Origin of the sequence: Photobacterium sp. (assembly GCF_033720175.1) — a bacterium.
Taxonomy (GTDB): Bacteria; Pseudomonadota; Gammaproteobacteria; order Enterobacterales; family Vibrionaceae; genus Photobacterium.
This window is the reverse complement of sequence record NZ_JAWWDA010000011.1, coordinates 60,766-80,679: the sequence shown is the minus strand read 5'-3', so window position 1 is coordinate 80,679 and position 19,914 is coordinate 60,766. Positions and strand designations below refer to the sequence as shown.

16 protein-coding genes are annotated in these 19,914 nt (G+C 48.5%); 14 read left to right on the top strand and 2 right to left on the bottom strand.

Features of this window, described 5'->3' with window-relative positions; all coding sequences use genetic code 11:
• Positions 1-41: 41 nt before the first annotated feature.
• The 10 genes from recJ (at position 42) to hypE (ending at position 12,934) form a co-directional block, all read left to right on the top strand.
• A complete protein-coding gene (gene recJ, locus R3289_RS13455; protein ID WP_318926180.1) occupies positions 42-1,766 on the top strand; it encodes a single-stranded-DNA-specific exonuclease RecJ in 1,725 nt (574 codons plus the stop codon).
• Between the two features lie 267 nt (positions 1,767-2,033).
• Positions 2,034-3,132, top strand: a protein-coding gene (gene prfB, locus R3289_RS13450; protein WP_318926178.1) for a peptide chain release factor 2 whose coding sequence is annotated in 2 segments (ribosomal slippage) — positions 2,034-2,108 and positions 2,110-3,132 — 1,098 coding nt in all. Because the reading frame shifts where the segments join, the coding sequence is not laid out codon by codon here.
• 33 nt (positions 3,133-3,165) lie between these two features.
• Complete coding sequence (lysS, locus tag R3289_RS13445) at positions 3,166-4,674, top strand: lysine--tRNA ligase (RefSeq protein WP_318926177.1); 1,509 nt, start codon at positions 3,166-3,168, stop codon at positions 4,672-4,674.
• A gap of 366 nt (positions 4,675-5,040) precedes the next feature.
• Positions 5,041-6,381 carry a sigma-54-dependent transcriptional regulator gene (locus R3289_RS13440; RefSeq protein ID WP_318926176.1) on the top strand — a complete coding sequence of 447 codons (1,341 nt, stop codon included), beginning with the start codon at positions 5,041-5,043 and terminating at the stop codon, positions 6,379-6,381.
• A 196-nt stretch (positions 6,382-6,577) separates the two neighbouring features.
• Positions 6,578-8,899, top strand: a complete 2,322-nt coding sequence (gene hypF, locus R3289_RS13435; protein WP_318926174.1) for a carbamoyltransferase HypF — start codon at positions 6,578-6,580, stop codon at positions 8,897-8,899.
• Between the two features lie 222 nt (positions 8,900-9,121).
• Positions 9,122-9,496 (top strand): hydrogenase maturation nickel metallochaperone HypA, encoded by a 375-nt coding sequence (hypA, locus tag R3289_RS13430; RefSeq protein ID WP_318926172.1) that lies wholly within the window; start codon positions 9,122-9,124, stop codon positions 9,494-9,496.
• 2 nt (positions 9,497-9,498) lie between these two features.
• Complete coding sequence (gene hypB, locus R3289_RS13425) at positions 9,499-10,509, top strand: hydrogenase nickel incorporation protein HypB (RefSeq protein WP_318926170.1); 1,011 nt, start codon at positions 9,499-9,501, stop codon at positions 10,507-10,509.
• Positions 10,509-10,799 (top strand): HypC/HybG/HupF family hydrogenase formation chaperone, encoded by a 291-nt coding sequence (hypC, locus tag R3289_RS13420; protein WP_318926169.1) that lies wholly within the window; start codon positions 10,509-10,511, stop codon positions 10,797-10,799. The genes hypB and hypC overlap by 1 nt, the downstream gene beginning before the upstream one ends.
• A 2-nt stretch (positions 10,800-10,801) precedes the next feature.
• A complete protein-coding gene (gene hypD / locus R3289_RS13415) occupies positions 10,802-11,917 on the top strand; it encodes a hydrogenase formation protein HypD (RefSeq protein WP_318926168.1) in 1,116 nt (371 codons plus the stop codon).
• Positions 11,918-11,920: 3 nt separating this feature from the next.
• Positions 11,921-12,934 carry a hydrogenase expression/formation protein HypE gene (gene hypE, locus R3289_RS13410; protein WP_318926167.1) on the top strand — a complete coding sequence of 338 codons (1,014 nt, stop codon included), beginning with the start codon at positions 11,921-11,923 and terminating at the stop codon, positions 12,932-12,934.
• A 228-nt stretch (positions 12,935-13,162) separates the two neighbouring features.
• On the opposite strand, the gene R3289_RS13405 is transcribed toward hypE, so the two are convergent.
• Positions 13,163-14,197 carry an NADP(H)-dependent aldo-keto reductase gene (locus R3289_RS13405; protein ID WP_318926166.1) on the bottom strand — a complete coding sequence of 345 codons (1,035 nt, stop codon included), beginning with the start codon at positions 14,195-14,197 and terminating at the stop codon, positions 13,163-13,165.
• Positions 14,198-14,395: 198 nt separating this feature from the next.
• Between R3289_RS13405 and R3289_RS13400 the strand changes: the two genes are divergently transcribed.
• Entirely contained in the window at positions 14,396-14,698 is a 303-nt protein-coding gene (locus R3289_RS13400; protein WP_318926164.1) for a DUF6482 family protein, read from the top strand.
• A gap of 23 nt (positions 14,699-14,721) precedes the next feature.
• Here the strand turns inward: R3289_RS13400 and mutH are convergent, their stop codons facing one another.
• On the bottom strand, positions 14,722-15,390 hold the full coding sequence (gene mutH / locus R3289_RS13395; protein ID WP_318926162.1) for a DNA mismatch repair endonuclease MutH: 669 nt from the start codon (positions 15,388-15,390) through the stop codon (positions 14,722-14,724).
• An 866-nt stretch (positions 15,391-16,256) separates the two neighbouring features.
• On the opposite strand from mutH, the gene rppH reads away from it, so the two are divergent.
• Genes rppH through R3289_RS13380 form a run of 3 tightly spaced genes read left to right on the top strand, consistent with a single transcriptional unit; the run spans position 16,257 to position 19,884 of the window.
• Positions 16,257-16,763 (top strand): RNA pyrophosphohydrolase, encoded by a 507-nt coding sequence (gene rppH / locus R3289_RS13390; RefSeq protein WP_318926161.1) that lies wholly within the window; start codon positions 16,257-16,259, stop codon positions 16,761-16,763.
• Positions 16,764-16,816: 53 nt separating this feature from the next.
• On the top strand, positions 16,817-19,072 hold the full coding sequence (gene ptsP, locus R3289_RS13385; RefSeq protein ID WP_318926160.1) for a phosphoenolpyruvate--protein phosphotransferase: 2,256 nt from the start codon (positions 16,817-16,819) through the stop codon (positions 19,070-19,072).
• An 8-nt stretch (positions 19,073-19,080) separates the two neighbouring features.
• Positions 19,081-19,884 carry a sulfite exporter TauE/SafE family protein gene (locus R3289_RS13380; RefSeq protein ID WP_318926158.1) on the top strand — a complete coding sequence of 268 codons (804 nt, stop codon included), beginning with the start codon at positions 19,081-19,083 and terminating at the stop codon, positions 19,882-19,884.
• Positions 19,885-19,914: the final 30 nt, after the last annotated feature.

Sequence of the window (19,914 nt, the reverse complement as noted above, 5' to 3'; positions counted from 1 at the left end):
ATCCATTCAGCCCCCCCAAAGTATGCCAGTAATTAGCTAATATGATTGAAATCAAGCGCCGACCTCAAGCCGGGATATCCGGTTTTTCCAATACTGTCCCCCCCCTGTTACAACGCATTTACGCCAGCCGGGGAATTCGCTCGGAAGCGGAGTTAGAACGCAGCGCGAAAGGATTGCTGAGTTATGAGCAATTGTACGGTATTGCGCCGGCGGTACAGTTACTGGTGAAGGCCCTGGCTGACAATCGACGTATCATTGTGGTCGGTGATTTTGATGCCGATGGCGCAACCAGTTCCGCCCTGTCGGTGTTGGCATTACGAATGCTTGGCTGTAACAACGTTGATTACTTAGTACCGAACCGATTTGATGATGGCTACGGCCTGAGTCCTGAGGTCGTTGAGCAAGCCGATGCCCGTGGGGCCGAATTAATCATGACGGTGGATAATGGAGTGTCTTCGATCTCTGGTGTTGCCGCGGCCAAAGCCAAAGGCATCCAGGTGCTGGTCACCGATCACCACTTGCCTGGCAGCGTATTGCCAGACGCCGATGCTATCGTTAACCCTAACTTGTATGAATGTGAATTTCCGTCAAAAGCACTGTGCGGGGTTGGGGTCGCCTTTTACTTGATGCTGGCGCTGCGGGCTGAGTTACGTAAGATCAACTGGTTTGCTGAGCAGGGCATTGCTGAGCCGAACTTAGCCGAACTGCTAGATTTGGTGGCTTTGGGTACGGTGGCGGATGTGGTGGCCCTGGATGGCAACAACCGTATTCTGGTCCATCAGGGCTTGCAGCGTATCCGGGCGGGAAAATGTCGTCCGGGTATTCAGGCGTTGATAGAAGTCGCCAACCGTGATGCTTCACGCTTAGTCACCAGTGATTTAGGGTTTGCATTGGGGCCGCGAATCAATGCCGCCGGGCGATTGGATGACATGTCGTTCGGGGTTGAGTTGCTAATGTGTAACCATATCCAGGCGGCACGGCGAATGGCGTCTGAGCTTGATGCCTTGAATCAGACCCGCAAAGAAATTGAACAGGGTATGAAGGAAGAAGCCCTGGCAATCTGCGAGCGCCTCAAATTCAACCAGCAAGAGATGCCCTATGGTTTAGCGCTGTTTCAGCGTGACTGGCATCAGGGCGTGATTGGTATTCTGGCTTCCCGTATTAAAGAGTTGTACCACCGTCCGGTGGTTGCATTTGCTGACGCCGGTGATGGCGAAATTAAAGGTTCTTGCCGTTCAATCCCCGGTCTTCACATGCGTGATGTACTGGATCTGATTGACACCAAAAATCCGGGCATGATTTTAAAGTTTGGTGGCCATGCCATGGCGGCAGGCTTGACGATCCCGGCAGAAAAGCTGGCCGCCTTTAGCGAAGCTTTTGATTTGGCGGTACGTAACGAGTTGGATGAAGATGCGCTAAAAGGGGTGTTGTTAACCGATGGCGAGTTGGCCAGTCATGAGCTGAATTTGGATACCGCAGAAATCCTGCGGGCTGGTGGGCCGTGGGGACAGCAATTTCCGGAGCCGTCATTTGATGGCATGTTCAGGTTATTGCACCAGAAGCTGGTCGGGGGTAAGCACCTTAAAATGATGGTCGAGCCGCTCAGTGGCGGCAGTGTGATTGATGCGATTGCTTTCAACATTGATCTGAAGCGCTGGCCTGATGCGTCAGTACAGCAGATCCGGCTGGTCTACCGTCTCGATGTCAACGAATACCGTGGCAACCGCAGTGTTCAGTTGATGATAGAACACATGGCTGCGATGTAAGGCCCAGGAAAGTCTAACCGCTAAGGCGAGACAGAAGACGGTCCCGCCTTTCAGCTATATTGAGTGAAAATGCATAATTAGTGATCCTTTGCGGATTTTATTGCCACCACCGGATGTGGATAAATAATTGCAACCGGGCTACGAATCTCTTTTTGTGATCTGCTTAATAAAATAAATTCATCGATAACCTTTCTGCGCCACTGTATATTCTATCTACAATTCGATAGAATCCTTCCGTTATGTCCATTTCGGCGGTGAAGAGTGGCAATGTTCGAGATTAATCCTATTAAAAACCGACTTGAGGATGTATCAGCACGTACTGACATTCTTAGGGGGTACCTTTGACTATGATGCTAAGAAAGAGCGTCTGGAAGAGGTAAATGCAGAGTTAGAACAACCTGAAGTGTGGAATGAGCCAGAACGTGCTCAAGCTTTGGGCAAAGAACGCGCGGCATTAGAAGCTGTGGTCGATACTATCGATCAATTGGATCAAGGCGTTGAAGACGTTGAAGGTCTGCTTGAATTGGCGGTGGAAGAAAACGACCAGGAAACCTTCGATGAAGTCGATTCAGAGCTGGCAGAGCTGGAAACGAAGCTAGAGAAGCTGGAGTTCCGTCGGATGTTTGCCGGTGAGCATGATGCGTCTGACTGTTATATCGACCTGCAAGCAGGTTCCGGTGGTACGGAAGCGCAAGACTGGACGTCGATGATGCTACGCATGTTTTTGCGCTGGGCGGATGCCAAAGGCTTCAAAACTGAAATTATCGAAGTGTCTCCAGGTGATGTGGCGGGTCTGAAATCGGCAACAGTCCGGATCAGCGGCGAATACGCCTATGGCTGGTTGCGGACAGAAACCGGTGTTCACCGTTTAGTGCGTAAGTCACCGTTTGATTCCGGTGGTCGTCGTCATACCTCATTTGCATCTGCGTTTGTGTATCCTGAAATTGACGACAATATCAGCATTGACATCAATCCGTCAGATCTGCGTATCGATGTATACCGAGCCTCGGGTGCGGGTGGTCAGCACGTAAACACCACCGAATCGGCGGTACGTATTACCCACGTACCAACCAATATTGTCGTGCAGTGTCAGAATGACCGTTCTCAGCACAAAAACAAAGATCAGGCGATGAAGCAGTTGAAAGCAAAACTGTTCGAGTTTGAGATGCAAAAGCAAAATGCTGAGAAGCAAGCCAGTGAAGACTCGAAGTCTGACATTGGCTGGGGCAGCCAGATCCGTTCATACGTCCTGGATGATTCCCGCATTAAAGATTTACGTACAGGGGTGGAAAATAGAAACACCCAAGCTGTACTTGACGGCGATTTAGACCGTTTTATTGAAGCCAGCCTGAAATCAGGTCTTTAACCGAATTTGGTTACAAAATTAAAGGGTCAACCCATGACTGATCAATTACAAGATGAAAATAAGCTGATTGCTGAACGTCGTGCGAAGCTAGAAAAAATTCGCCAACAGTGTCAAGCAAATGGCCACCCGAATGATTTCCGTCGCGACAGCCTGGCTGCCGACTTACAGGCTGCATTCGGTGACAAGACAAAAGAAGAGCTGGAAGAAGCCGGCAACGTTGTCGCGATTGCGGGCCGTCTAATGGCCAAACGAGGCCCGTTCCTGGCTATTCAGGATGTTTCTGGCCGTATTCAGGCATATGCAGCGAAAGATGTTCAGCAAGAGCTGAAAGAAAAGTATTCAGGTTTAGATATCGGTGACATTATCGGTGTTAAAGGCCAACTGCATAAGTCAGGTAAAGGTGATCTTTACGTGAATATGAGTGAGTACGTGCTGCTGACTAAAGCGTTGCGCCCGTTACCGGAAAAATTCCACGGTCTGACTGATCAGGAAATGCGTTACCGTCAGCGTTACGTCGATCTAATCGTTAATGAAGACTCACGTAACGCCATGATGATGCGTTCAAAAGTCGTGAGTGCGATTCGCCTGTTCATGACCACGAAAGGTTTCATGGAAGTGGAAACGCCAATGATGCACGTGATTCCAGGTGGTGCATCAGCGCGTCCATTTATCACACACCATAATGCATTAGATATCGATATGTACCTGCGCGTGGCTCCAGAGCTATACCTTAAGCGCTTGGTGGTCGGCGGCTTTGAGCGCGTGTTCGAAATTAACCGTAATTTCCGTAACGAAGGTCTGTCACCTCGTCATAACCCTGAATTCACCATGATGGAATTCTACATGGCGTATGCTGACTATAACGATCTTATGGATCTGACCGAAGAGATGCTCAGCAGCATTGCGATTGATCTGTGTGGCTCACCAAAATTACCGTATGGCGATGAAATAATCGACTTTGGTGGCCCGTATACTCGTATGAGCATGCTGGACGCGGTGAAGCAGTATAATCCGGACAATGCAACGATTCAGGCGCTGACTTACGAGCAGGTCAAAGATCGTGACTTAATGGCAAATATCGCAAAAGAGCTGCATGTCGAAGTCGAACCCTTCTGGACATGTGGCCAGCTGTTAGAAGAGATCTTTGGCGAAACGGCCGAACCTCAGTTGCTTCAGCCTACTTTCATTACTGAATACCCAGCCGACATCTCGCCGCTGGCGCGTCGTAATGATACCAACCCATTCATCACGGATCGTTTTGAATTCTTTGTTGGTGGCCGTGAAGTGGCAAATGGTTTCTCTGAGCTTAACGACGCAGAAGATCAGGACCAGCGCTTTAAGGCGCAGGTTGATGCGAAAGATGCCGGTGATGACGAAGCAATGTTCTATGATGCCGATTACATCACGGCACTGGAGCACGGTCTGCCACCGACTGCGGGCCAGGGCATTGGTATTGACCGTCTGGTCATGCTGTTTACTAACACCCATACTATCCGCGACGTTATTCTGTTCCCGGCGATGCGTCCACAAAGCAACAATTAATTGTTGTCTTAATCGCGGTTATTTTGAAGGCCACCATTAGGGTGGCCTTTTTTATTGCTAGCAACTTGCTGACTTCTGCTCCATATCGTCAACACAAAGTGTTGTTACCAGAGACCAATTTTTGCTGTCAGGCCCCTGATTTTTATGAAATAGCATGAAGCTTACCGCGATTTATACTAAATGAGTTGCATTTGTTTTATTGTGCCATATATCATCAAGTTATTAGTGGCACTGTATATTATACCAACCACGGAGTAACTGAACGCGCTTAATACCTTGGTTCGCAGCAGTGATCGGGGGTTATTTGTCGGACGGTTCGCTCGATCATTTAGGGCTGACGGTTAACCGATTGAAGGGCGATATAGGATGAGGAGAGATTTAAGTACGGGATCTGCACCTGGAGCACTGGTTGTTTTGGGCGGGATTGAGGAACCATGGTTAGCTTCACTGGAGCAAGCCGGTTGGTCATGCCATCGCTGTTATGATCTCAGAGCGGCAGAGTCTTTGTTACTGGATCTTGGTCCTTGTATAGGCGTAATTGATCTGAGCCAGGATGATTTTAGCCTGCAAGGGATAGCGGCACTGGTGAACCGCAATAAGCAGGTTCGCTGGCTTGCGATGGTACGTGAAGAGCAGCTGGACTTCGGGGCGATTAGCCAGTTTATCGTCAGTTTCTGTCTTGATTATTTTACTTCGCCGGTACCGGCTTCCCGGTTGCAGGAAACGATCGGGCATCAGCTGGGTATGTTGCAGCTTGAACGTAAGGTCTGGCCTCAGTTAGGTCAATTGGGTCAGCAGGGATTGCAGGGTACAACCGATGTAATGAAAAAATTACGCAACCACGTTAAACGGATGGCGATGACGAATGTGCCTGTTTTTATTCAGGGCGAGATCGGAACCGGAAAAGAGTTAGTTGCCCGTGCTATTCATCAGGCCTCAACCCGCGCTAAATATCCCTTCATTCAGTTGAATTGTGAAGCCATCAGTGCCGTATGGCAAAATGAAGCGGCTGTTATGGCAAGTGACAAAGATAAAGGGCAGTGCTGTTTTGCTGCCGCCGATCAAGGCATATTGTACCTCCATGATATTTCAGCTCTAACGGATGCCAGGCAACAAGAGCTGTTATTATTCCTGCAAGATGGAATGTTTACCGCCCCTGACGGTCAGCAGATCCAAGCGGATATCCGGCTGATTGTCTCCACGAACTACCCGGTAGAAGCATTAGTGGCCGAAGGTAAACTCCGTCAGGACTTGCTCTATCGCCTTAATGTACTGAGTTTAACCGTACCATCATTGCGTGAGCGGGGATCTGATATTTTGTTGCTGGCTGAGCTCTTCTTACTGAAGTTTGCCCGGCAATATAACAGTGCAGCGAGGCAATTTTCTGCAGACGCGCAAAAAATGCTGCTCAGTTATCCCTGGCCAGGCAATGTACGGGAATTGATCAGTCAAATGAAACGGGCAGTTTTGCTGACTGAGCAACCGTGTATCGAAGCCGATCATCTCGATATCCCGCGCTTTGGCGATGATAAGCAGAGTCTTAAGAGGATCCGCGAAGAGTCGGAGCGAAGCGCGCTACTGGCCGTATTAGAAAATAATAAAGGTCAGATCTCGGCGGCCGCCCGTGAGTTAGGCATTTCCCGTGCGACCATGTACCGACTGCTGAGCAAGCATGATCTGGACTCTGCCCAGAGAAATTTCCGTTGATACCGTTTCTAATTTTAATGGAAGCGGTTATTGCGTCGGGAATAGCTTATCGTAAGCATCTGTAAGATGCGTTTATTCGATCTGGATTTCTGTTAATTGGTGCCCTTACAAGTGGCACATTCTTCTATTCTGTGCTTACTTTGCCGTGATTTTATCTTATGATTAAATTTTGTACTTTTTGGGTTAATGAAAATGAATGGACAAGCAATGCGATAAGCCTGATCCAGGCATAGAGATCCGAGTTAAAGGCAGGGTTCAGGGGGTGGGTTTTCGCCCTTATATCTGGCAAATAGCACAAGAGCTGGCGGCTGTCGGCCATGTATTAAATGACAGTAAAGGGGTGCTGATACGCTTAGCTCCGACGACGGATGTGGCCCTATTTCTCCAGTTAATCCGGGATCGCTGTCCGCCGTTGGCTTTTATCGAAAGTGTTGAGACGGCGGTTTATCACTGGCTGGAGATCCCTCACGGCTTTGAGATCATTGCGTCGCAGCAAGTCGAGATGGAGACTCAGATCATCCCCGATGCGGCAACGTGTAAAGCGTGTCAGCAAGAGCTTTTTGATCGGCATGATCGCCGCTACCGCTATCCATTTATAAACTGTACTCATTGCGGTCCCCGTTTCACTATTATCTCTGCCATGCCTTATGACAGACCTTCGACAACGATGGCTGGCTTTCCTCTTTGTGATTGCTGTTTAACCGAATATAAAAATCCGGCCAATCGCCGTTTTCACGCCCAGCCTGTAGCGTGCCCTGTCTGTGGTCCGGTTATGTGGCTGATTGATCAGCAAGGAGATCAACATACTGAAGATGCGCTTTTACTAGCCGCTCAGGCTATTGAGCAAGGTAAAATTGTGGCGATGAAAGGTCTGGGGGGCTTTCACCTTGTCTGCGATGCCGGCTCTGACCAAGCGGTTAGTAAATTAAGGGAGAGAAAGCGCCGTCTGACCAAGCCGCTTGCGGTCATGGTGCCCGACTTAGCCTGGGCGAGCCAGATTGCGGAAATGAATGAACATCAAACTGCTCTGCTGGTATCCAGTGCAGCCCCGATTGTTTTAGTGACCAAAAACAAACAGTCTGTCGATTATATCTCAAGTCAAATTGCCCCCGGATTGGTCGAAGTCGGCTTGATGTTACCGGCTAACCCACTGCAGCACTTGTTAGCAAAGCAACTGGCAATACCGGTTGTGATGACATCGGCTAATGCGACGGGGTATCCGCCCGCGATGACCAACCAGCAAGCTTTATCTCAGCTCTCAGAGATTGCCGATCTCTTTTTATTGAATAATCGTCCCATAATACAAAGAGCAGATGACTCGCTTGTTCGGGTTAATGGGCAGAACCAATTAGAGATGCTGCGTCGAAGCCGAGGTTATGTCCCTAATGCGGTACCCGTTCCCGATGATTTTCCGTCCGTTAACAAGATATTAGCCGCTGGTGGTGATTTGAAAAACAGTTTTGCCTTCGGGCGGGATAACGATGTCATTGTCAGTCAGTTTTTTGGTGATCTGGAACAAATTGAAATTCAACAACAGTACTTGCAAAGTCTTGACCACTTTACGGAAGTGTATAACTGGCAGCCGGAAAGGCTGGTTATAGACTGCCATCCCTATTATTCAACTCGCTTACTTATTCAGGCCCATTATCCGGAGGTTCCCGTCAGTCAGGTTTTTCATCATCATGCACACGTGGCGGCGTGTCTGTTTGAGCATGGTTGGACGCTTTCGGATGGAAAAGTATTAGCACTCGCATTGGACGGTATCGGAGTGGGGCCGAATAAGGCGCTATGGGGGGGGGAAGTACTCCTGGCTGACTATCAAGACTGCCATAAATTGGGGGGACTGCCTGAATGCCCACTTCCTGGCGGTGATATGGCAGCGAAACAACCCTGGCGAATCTTACTTTCTCAGCTTGAAACATTTATACCAGAGTGGCAAGAGCATATAGGTATTACCCTATTTCAGGACAAACCCTGGCCGTTATTATTGAAAGTGATCCAACAAAAAACGTATGCACCGGCTACCAGCTCTGCCGGACGTTTGTTTGATGGCGTAGCGGCATCTCTTGGAATTTGTTTTGACCAGATTAACTATGAAGGAGAGGCGGCTTGTCAGTTGGAAAGTCTGGCATGGCAGGCTGATACGTTTCGTTTAAACGAGCAGTTAGATATACCATTGAACAATAAAGGCAATTCATTGAATTTAAATGTCTTTTGGTTGCAGTGGTTTAAATTAAATTGCTCAAAGGAACAAAAAGCCTGGTTGTTTCATGACGCTCTTGCTCGCGCTTTTGTCAAACTGGTATTGATGAAAAGTCGAGAACATAACATTACGACATTAGTTTTGACCGGAGGTGTTTTCCATAACCGGCTCTTAACCAAGCTGGTGATGAGTCACTTTGATAATCGCTTGAATATATTACAGCCCAGTCTTTTTTCATGCGGTGATGGTGGCCTAGCATTAGGACAGATAGCCATAGCGGCTGTGGATAATAACCGTTCAAGTTGTTCTCTTTAATAACAAATAACGGTCATTTTTCCAAAGGCTTATTTTTAGATCATTCCATGCTCATTTCGCTTTTATTTTAAATTAACGTTTTTCATCAACGTTTTATTTTGTATGGATCCCATCGCTTAGCTAAGCTTCTTCTAACAGCAAGTTGAAACTCGGGCTACCGACCTGTGAGTCTCTATTGGTCGCCGTATACGATCCTGGCGCGGGGTTTGTGAGCCTCCTTTTGTGGGAAGCAACGTATTAGTCTGGGGCAGTCAGATGCATGAAATGTCATTATGCCTCGAAACAGTCAAATTATTAGACCAGCAGGCACATATCAAGGGATTTCGGAACGTCACCGCGGTTTGGTTGGAGGTCGGTGCCTTATCTTGTGTGGATCCGGCAGCATTGCAATTTTGTTTTGCATTTGCCGCGAAAGACTCCGTTGCGGCAAATGCAAAACTGCATGTGATCTGTCAACAAGCGATAGCGTGGTGTCTTGACTGCCGGCAAGATGTTGAAATAGCGCAGCGCGGTGATAGTTGTCCGCATTGTAAGGGCTATCAGCTGACAGTGGCCCAAGGTGACGCTTTGCGTATCAAAGAAATTGAGGTGGAATAAAAATGTGTAGTGTTTGCGGCTGCGGCGAGCCCCGTATAGAAGGGGAGCAACAAGGTGAGCATCATGTTCACTCTGATCATCACCGTGATCACCACCACCATGGCCATGATACGGCTCAAGATCGTGGCAATGAGCAAAGAACGGGATCGGACTATGGAGCAGGACAAACTGTCGTGATCCACCATTACCATCATCAGGGCGATGTACACCATCACCATCACCATCACTATCATGGCGCTGCTCAAGAAAATTCGACGGCCGTAGAAAAACAGGCCGGCCATTCTCACGAGCTAGCACCGGAGCACTCGGTACAAGGTGATCTGCATTATGGCAAGGGCGAAGCGGGCACACATGTTCCCGGACTCAACCAGCGTCAACTTATTCAAATAGAGATGGATGTCCTGGGTAAAAATGATCAGCTGGCAGAGCATAACCGCGAACATTTTTCCGCGGCCCGGCAATTAGTGCTTAACCTTGTATCTAGCCCCGGTTCAGGGAAAACAACATTACTGGCCGAGACGCTCAAGCAATTGCGACAACGGCGGGCGTGTGCCGTCATTGAAGGTGATCAGCAGACAACGCATGACGCCGATCGGATCCGGGCCACAGGGGTACCAGCCATTCAGGTTAATACCGGCAAAGGGTGTCACCTTGATGCGAAAATGGTACATGATGCATACCACCAGCTTTCCCTGGATAACGAAGGGATCCTTTTTATTGAAAATGTCGGCAACCTGGTTTGCCCGTCAAGTTTTGATCTTGGTGAAAACTACAAAGTTGCGATTTTATCAGTCACGGAAGGTGAAGATAAGCCGTTGAAATATCCTAATATGTTTGCCGCTTCCCCGCTGATGATCATCAATAAAATCGATCTCCTCCCTTACGTTAGTTTTGATATTGATAACTGTATTGCAAATGCGCGCAGGGTGAATCCTGATATTCAGGTGATCCCGCTGTCAGCCACCACCGGTGAAGGAATGAGTGCCTGGTTTAATTGGCTGGAGACGGCCTGATGTGCTTAGGGATCCCGGGCAAAATTATTGCACTCGATGAGCATAGCCAGACGGGGGCGACAATCGACGTTTGTGGTATTAGTCGCAGGGTCGATATTTCCTGTCTGTTAGCGCCCGGCATTTCGCCTGAGCAACTTATCGGACAGTGGGTTCTTGTTCATGTCGGGTTTGCAATGGCAGTGATTGATGCACGGCAAGCGCAGCAAACCTTACAGGCATTACAGTCAATGCAGGCACTTGAGCACGAAATTTCAGATTTTAGCCAGCTTGATAATCAGAAACGGAAATAATAATGCAACTTGTCGATGAGTTTCGTGATCCCCTGTTGGTTAAAAAAGTCGTTGAGCATATTAATGCTGTTTTTGCCGAGCTTGCTTATAGCCGTGAGCGCCCTTTGCAAATAATGGAAGTCTGCGGAGGACATACCCACACCATTTTTAAGTTTGGTCTTGATCAGCTCTTACCTGACGGGATCGAGTTCGTACACGGCCCGGGTTGTCCGGTTTGTGTCTTGCCGATGTCACGGTTAGATGACTTTATGGCGTTAGGTGGGGCGGAAAAGACGATTTTATGTACTTTTGGTGATGCAATGCGAGTTCCCGCAACCAATGGCTCTTTACTCGATGCCAAAGCCCGCGGGTATCAGGTCAGGATCGTCTATTCGCCGCTTGATGCATTGAGCATTGCTAGAGAAAACCCGGATCATGAAATTATTTTCTTTGCCCTGGGCTTTGAAACGACGATGCCGTCGACCGCGATGACGCTTAAACAAGCCAAACAGCAGGGGGTGACTAATTTTAGTCTTTTCTGTCAGCACATTACTATTGCGCCGACATTGAAAGCGCTGCTTGAACAGGCTGATATCCGCATCGATGGTTTCTTATTGCCCGGCCATGTCAGCATGATTGTGGGCTCGGAACCCTATCAGTTTATAGCTCGCGATTTTTATAAGCCTTCTGTCATAACGGGGTTTGAACCGCTGGATATTTTGCAATCAATCTTAATGCTATTGGAGCAGTTCCGTGATCAGCGTTGTGAGATCGGAAACCAATATCAACGTGTGGTTATCAAGCAAGGCAACCCCGTGGCTCTGAAAGCGATGGCAGAGGTGTTTACCGTTAAGCACTCAAGCCACTGGCGTGGCTTGGGACATATCGCTGATTCCGGCATTCAATTGACCCCGGATTATGCTGATTTTGATGCTGAGCAAAAATTTACGATTGATCATTCCACGGCCGTCGAGCCTGAAGCATGTCGTTGCGGGGATGTGTTAACCGGGCGCTGTAAACCTTATGACTGTCCGTTGTTTGGAAAGCGGTGTACGCCGACCAATGCCATTGGCGCGTTGATGGTTTCCTCAGAAGGCGCTTGCGCGGCCTATTATCAATATCGTCTAGAGACCAATTAGCTAATGAGTGGATTAATAACCCTTGCCCATGGCAATGGCGGCGGGGCAATGCAACAGCTTATTCAGGATGTTTTCGTCCAGAGCTTCAGCAATACCGAGCTGGATAAGCAAGAAGATCAGGCCCGGATCTCGATTTCTGAGTTACAGCAAACAGGTGACCGACTGGCATTTTCCACCGACTCTTATGTTATAGACCCGATTTTTTTTCCGGGAGGAGATATAGGTAAAATTGCGGTATGCGGAACGGCAAATGATGTCGCCATGAGCGGTGCAAGGCCGGAGTACCTATCATGTGGTTTTATCTTAGAGGAGGGATTGCCGATCGCGGTACTGAAGCGGGTGGTGCAATCGATGGCTGATACCGCCGCTCAGATCGGGATTAAAATCGTGACGGGGGATACCAAGGTTGTCCCTAAAGGGGCGGCAGACAAACTGTTTATCAATACCTCAGGCCTTGGCGTGATCCCGCAAGGGATTGATTATGGCGCTGATAAGATCCTGCCCGGCGATCAGGTGATTGTCTCCGGAACCATTGGCGATCATGGTGCCACCATCTTGAACCTGCGTGAAAATCTGGGGATAGAAGGGAGCCTGAGCAGCGACTGTCAGTCCTTATATCCGCTTGTCGCTGCCCTCAAGAATATTCAAGGGGTAAGAGCGTTACGCGATGCAACCCGCGGCGGGGTTAATGCGGTACTGCATGAGTTTTGCGCGAGTTCTGGCTGTGGTATTACGGTCTCTGAGAGCCAGTTACCGATTTCCAGCCAGGTACGTGGTATCTGTGAGCTGTTGGGGCTGGATCCGATTAACTTCGCCAATGAAGGAAAGCTGATTGCGGTGGTGACCAAAGAAGATGCCAAGGATGCTTTAGCCGCAATGAAGACCACGGCAGAAGGGGCGAATGCGGCCATTATCGGGCAAGTCAACGATCAGCGTCGGGTGACGCTTTCAGGTTTATTTGGAGGAACACGACGGCTAGATCTTCCCTCATTTGAACCGCTGCCCAGAATTTGCTAAGTCACGAACAGCAACTCAGAGCGAAGACTTCGTGCATAGCGCTAAAAGTCTTCAGGATGGTTACAGGCTCGAGCGACGCCGGCTGAGCGTAAAGGTTATCTTCTAAGGCGAGAATATCTTTTCAGATCAGTTACGTAATCCTAGTGCCCCACACTCTTGTTTAATGAGTGGGGCACCATAACCATCGAATGGAAACTACTTAGTATTCTGAACTTAACGCAACGACTATTATGGGCACGGGTTAGAATAGCGGATTCCGGCTTGTTCCAAGTCGCTCAACACTTCTTCGGTCAGGTCAAGATCGATACTGGCAATATTGGCTTCCAGCTGAGTCAGGGTCGTTGCCCCGATAATATTAGAGGCAACAAAAGGACGCTGATTGACAAAAGCCAATGCCATTTGGGCGGGATCCAATCCGTGCTTGTTGGCAATGTCGACATAGGCTTGTGTTGCGGCCACGCCTTGCGGGTTGAAATAACGAGAGAAGCGCTCAAATAAGGTGCAGCGGGCACCTTCAGGACGAGCGCCATGCAAGTATTTACCGCTGAGTGTACCGAATGCCAGCGGTGAATAGGCGAGTAGTTCTACTCCTTCATGGTGGCTGATTTCAGATAAGCCGACTTCAAAACTACGATTCAGCAAGTTATAGGGATTTTGGATAGTGACGACGCGTGGTAAATCGTGTTTAGCGGCCAGGTTCAGATAAGACATCACTCCCCAAGGCGTTTCATTTGAAAGGCCGATATAGCGGATCTTACCGGCACGGACTAACTCAGCCAGCGCATCAAGGGTATCAGCCATCGTGACACCAGAATGATCTTCTTTGTATTGGTAGTTTAACTGGCCAAAACAGTTAGTTTCACGTTGTGGCCAGTGCAGCTGATACAGATCGATATAGTCGGTTTGTAACCGGTTGAGACTGGTTTCGACGGCATCGTGAATATTCCGGCGATCAAGTGCCATATTGTCACGGATATAAGGCAGGTTGCGAGGCCCTGCGACTTTTGTCGCGAGAATAACTTTATCGCGTTTTCCGGATCGTTTTAGCCAGCTGCCGATGTAAGTTTCCGTCAGCCCCTGAGTCTCAGACTTCGGCGGTACGGGGTACATTTCGGCGGTATCGATAAAGTTGACCCCGCGCTCGAAGGCAAAATCAAGCTGGTTATGCGCATCGGCTTCCGTGTTCTGTTCACCAAATGTCATCGTACCCAGGCATATCTTGCTTACTTCCAGCGAAGAGTGGGGGATTTGATGGTATTCCATGAGCCCTCCTTGGACTGTCAGTCATATCTTGCAGTAATAACATAGTCATGGGGCTCTGAAAAGGTAGCAGTTCGATGTATTGTGGCTTCTTGGCCATGCGGTGTAGGGAATGTGACGGGTAACTTGATGAGATGCCCATCATGACACATAGTTATAGTTCAGGGGTGTCAGTTAAAGATAACGACGGAAGGGGCTGCGATGAAATTATCTCAATTGAAACACTGGCTGAAATCGGGGCATGGGGCGGCTCCTAAATGTATTATAACCAGTTACGCCAGCTGCTCGGACTATCTGATGGAAGTGGAGTATAAGCATCATCTGGAGCCGTTGAAAGATGATCACGACGAGATGTTACGTTTTCAGTCGATAGAACAGATCAAAGAATTTTTACGACCGTTAGGGATCACGTCTGTCGTGTTGCGGGTGATCGATCCCTATGATGAGTTTTCTACAGATGGTCAAGTGTCGCAATGCCGGGAAGATATGCAGATATCTCTGTAATACAGCAACGTACTGTTCAGATATTACAGAATGAAATAACGTTCGAGGATCTCTGCGGTAAAGGCGGTTTTCAGATAAAAGCCTCGGGGTAAGGTTTTTATTGGTTGGCCATTGGCACCGTAAGCTTCTGTCAGTGCTTTACTGTTAGCCGCTTTAGGGCGTAACTGCAGGATCTCGCCATGTCGGGCCGTGATCTGTTCGACCTGTCCCAGCACTATCATATCCATTAACTCTTCCCAGTCCTGGCGTAAACGCTGTTCTTCTTGTGCCGATGGACTCCAGAGCAGAGGAGAGCCGACATGACGATCTGCCAGGGGGATATCTCGCTCACCTTCCACGGGGATCCACAGAACCCGCGACAGCTTATGGCGAATATGGCTGTTTTCCCAATTCAGACCATGCAGTCCGATCAGCGGGGCAACGCAGACAAAAGTCGTTTCAAGCGGTTTGCCGCTATATCCAATCGGGATCGTTTTTAACTCAATACCCAGTTCAGCAAAATCAGGAACCGGTTTGCTGCCAGCCGTTGCCCCGAGATGCCATTCTAGCAGTTGGCCGACCCAACCTTTATCTCGCTTGAGATCGGGCGGGGTGATCATATCGGCCTGCTGTGCCAGCTCTTTTAAGGTTAAACCGGCCAGTTCTTCGGCACGGGCCAGCAGTTCTTGTTCTGATTGAGGTGTTGGGCGCATAGCAATTAAGGCATATAAAAGTGAGAGGGGGGTTGTAAGGCACGAAATATTGTCATCTGACCGATATCGTTGTTGATCATAGTAAGGCATGAGCAACGTAAGTCACAGTATTTTATCACAGTGGTATTGAGGAATCTGCTGGTTAGCTGTTCAGTCTTGTTCACGACCAAAATGGTCAACATCTGTTCGATCCTTCGGTTTCAGGGTTAAACATGACGGTAAATGGTAGGTTGTATTTGCTGTAAGGGTTTGATTATAGTTGTTATTTTTCCATTTTTTCGGTTGTTGATGAGCAATGTATAATGATATTTTTTGTTATTCAGAATAAATGCAAGGATCTTTCACAAAGATATCCACAGGATGTTTGGATAAATATTTTAACTCCCGCCGTGCTGGTTAAATAAACAGGGGTGTGTCGGTTATTTAGGCGGTTTATTTGTCGGACTTTTGGCTGTTGATGATTTCAAGTGTGGATAATTTCAATATTGGTGGATCTTTGACCGATCTTGTTACGGTCACAATAATGATCTCGGAAATTAATTTTTAATGATAATTTTTAATTTATATCATGTTGATTTTTAAGTTTAATTTTTTTATTTTTTGAGAGGTGAAGGTTTTTTATAAGATCGTGAAATTGTTGAAACAGCTGTTTATCTAAGCTTCTTCACAAATCTATCCACAGAAAGAGTGAATAAATGTGGCGTAGGTCTCACTTGTCTGTTTATAAATTGGTCTGAGCAAAAAAGTTATCCCAAAATTGGGTGCTAGGTAGTAAAAAACGGTTATTAATTAGAATGTTTGTTTACCGCTCCCCACGATCTGTGAAAAAATCACTGTTAATAGAGATTTATACTTGAGGTCGTCCAGTGATAGATGGCGATGGATACCGTCCTAATGTTGGGATAGTCATCTGTAATAGCCACGGCCAGGTCTTCTGGGCTCGACGATATGGACAACATTCTTGGCAATTTCCACAAGGTGGCATCGATGAAGGGGAAACCCCTGAACAAGCCATGTACCGAGAATTGTATGAGGAAGTGGGACTTACCAAAAAAGATGTCAGGATTTTAGCTTCTAGCCGTCATTGGCTACGTTATAAGTTACCCAAACGTCTTGTCCGGTGGGACTCCAAACCTGTTTGTATCGGGCAAAAACAGAAATGGTTTTTGCTCAGCCTGGAATGCGATGAGTCAAAGGTTAATATGCAGCGAGGCAAGACGCCTGAGTTTGATGGTTGGCGCTGGGTCAGTTACTGGTACCCAGTTCGTCAGGTTGTGTCTTTTAAGCGCGACGTATATCGCCGTGCCTTAAAAGAATTCGCCGCAATGGCGATGCCGTTCAAAGAACGAAAACTTAAGCGTAAAGGCAAGTGAGGGTCAATGAGGATCTATCCTTAATCCGTTTGGTATAGCAGATAAGGCAAACTATGCTGACACAGCTAAGAGAAATCGTTGAGAAAGTCGCCAGTGCTCAAAATTTGATTGAAGCGCTCGATCTGCTCGTAGTCAGCACATGTCAGGCGATGAAGACAGATTGTTGTTCTGTTTACATCGCCGATGATGAACGACAAATATACACATTAATGGCAAGCCAGGGGTTGAATAAGCCCCGTCGTCAGGTCGGATTACGGTTTGATGAAGGGCTGGTGGGGCTGGTGGGTCGCCGCGCCGAGCCGATCAATGTGGCTGATGCTCGAACCCATCCTCATTTCAAACACCTTCCCGGCACCGGGGAAGAGTTATTTGGATCTTTCTTTGGTACCCCCATTATTCATCAGCGTCAGGTACTCGGCGTGTTGGTTATCCAGCAGCGTCAGCGACGTGAGTTTGATGAAAGCGAAGAATCTTTCATGGTAACGCTGGCTGCTCAGCTGGCGGTCATTCTGGCTCATGCAAAAGCGCAAGGTATGTGGCCTGATAAGCATGACGGCCTGCATCTTGTCGGTTCAGCGGCGTCTTCCGGCGTTGCGGTGGCAAAAGCCTGGTGGGATGATAATCAGTTGCAGCTGGAGCAGGTTTTACCCGCATCCTGCCTCGATATTGAAGCCGAGCAAGAGCGTCTGAGCATTGCAATTGAGCTCGCGAGTGCGGAGTTTCGGCGTTTACGGAAGCGATTTGACAGCGATCTGCATAAGGAAACGCTGGCGATTTTTGATCTGTTCAGCCACCTGTTAAACGATCCCATGTTGCGTAAAGACCTGTTTGCCAAAGTATTGGCAGGGGATCAGGCTGAGTGGGCAATTCGCCAGGTCGTAGAAGCCTATTCCGCGCGTTTTGCCAAGATGAAAGACGAGTACCTGAAAGAACGCGCTCGGGATCTTCGTGAACTGGGTCAGCGTCTGCTCTTTTTCTTACATCATGACGATGTCACCGAACAGCTGTGGGATGAACCCATCGTCTTGCTCACCCGCGAGTTGACCGCGGCGATGTTAGCGACTATTCCGCCGGGGAAACTGGCGGCCGTCGTCGCGCAGGAAGGGGCGGCAAACTCTCATGCTGCTATTCTATCGCGGGCATTAGGTATACCTGCACTGATGGGCGTCGATTTTATCCCGGAGATGGTCCACAACCGCCTGGTTATCGTTGATGGCTATCGGGGGGATTTGCTGGTGACGCCTAATCCTCATGTGCTGGCGGAATACCGCCGTTTACTTAAAGAAGAAAATGAGCTGGCTAAAATCGTGGAAGGGGAGCTGGACAAAGCTTCTTATACCAAAGATAACCAGCGCATTTATATCCATCTCAATGCCGGACTCAGTGCTGATACCAGCATTGCCGTCAATAAAGGGGTCGATGGGGTCGGCCTTTACCGTACCGAAGTGCCGTTTTTGCTGCAGCGCAGCTTTCCCTCAGAAGAAGAGCAAACCTCACAGTATCGGGCCATTTTAGCCACTTACCCGGATCAGCCGGTGGTAATGCGTACCCTTGATATCGGTGGTGACAAACCGCTGCCCTATTTGTCGATAGAAGAAGACAATCCGTTTTTAGGCTGGCGCGGCATCCGTTTTACCCTCGATCATCCTGAGATTTTTTTGATCCAGGTACGTGCCATGTTAAAAGCCAGCATGGGGCTGGATAACATGGATATTTTGCTGCCAATGATCTCCGGGATTGCCGAGTTGGATGAGGCCAAGGGCCTGATTGAACGCGCGTATTGCGAGGTTGCGGCATACGCTGAAGAACAGGGTGTTGAGCTTAAACGTCCGCGGCTTGGCATCATGATTGAAGTACCTTCTATTTTGTATCAGTTAGCGGCATTAAAAGGCCGGGTTGATTTCATTTCGGTTGGCAGTAATGATCTTACGCAGTATTTACTCGCGGTTGATCGCAACAATGCGCGGGTCGCGAATATCTACGATTCATTACACCCTGCTGTTTTAAACGCGTTAAAACACATAATCGATACCGGAAATCGACTGGAGATCCCGGTTAGTGTCTGCGGAGAGCTGGCGGGAGATCCTGTCGGGGCCTTATTGCTGGTCGGTATGGGGTATCGTTCATTGAGTATGAATACCCGTAATGTTGCCAAGATCAAATATATCTTACGGCATATAACACTGGCTGAAATGCAACAGCTGACTCAGTTTGCATTGACGGCAACATTAGCCGATGATGTGCGTAGCAAAACAACAGACTTCGTCGAAGAACGCGGTTTAGGTGGCTTTATCAGAGCTGGTAAGTAGGTAGTCGGATGTTAGAAAGCACGCTATGGCTGTTTGCCATGTGTCTGGTGTTAGGAAGCGGGGTCGGGCTGTTAGCCGGGTTATTGGGGATCGGTGGAGGGCTGGTAGTCGTACCTGCGCTGTTATGGTTACTGCCCGAAGCGGGGATTGATGGCCGTTTAGTCATGCATATCGCGCTGGCCACATCGCTGGCCAGTATTGTATTAACCTCTGGTGCTTCAGCTCGTAACCATATCAAACTGGGTAATGTGGATTTTTCGATTGTAAAAAGCATGGCCCCCGGGGTGGTGTTAGGCGGCCTAGGCGGCAGTGTCATTGCTGAACTGGTACCTACGGAACTGTTACCTAAGATATTTTCCGTTATTGTGTTGTTACTGGCGGTACAGATGCTGGTATCAATGCGGATGACCCGTCGCCGGGAATTACCAGGTTCGGTGGCCTGCGCCTGTAGTGGTGGAATGATTGGGGTTATCTCCAGCCTGGCGGGGATTGGTGGCGGCTCGTTAACGGTGCCGTATTTAAGTTGGCACGGGGTCGAAATGCGGTGTGCTATCGGCAGCGCTTCACTGTCCGGTGCGATTATCGCGGTTGCAGGAATGACCGGCTTTATTGCTGCCGGTGTCGGGAATGAAACCTTACCGGCAATGAGTATTGGTTATGTTTATCTGCCTGCATTGTTAGGAATAGTATCGACGTCAATGCTGACAACACGTTATGGTGCGGCGTTAGTGAGCCGTTTGCCGACGATGACATTAAAGAAATTTTTTGCGGTTTTTCTGCTCTTCATTGGTAGCAAAATGTTTTTGGGATAAGTGATGACGGGATGGACTAAGTCGAAGAGT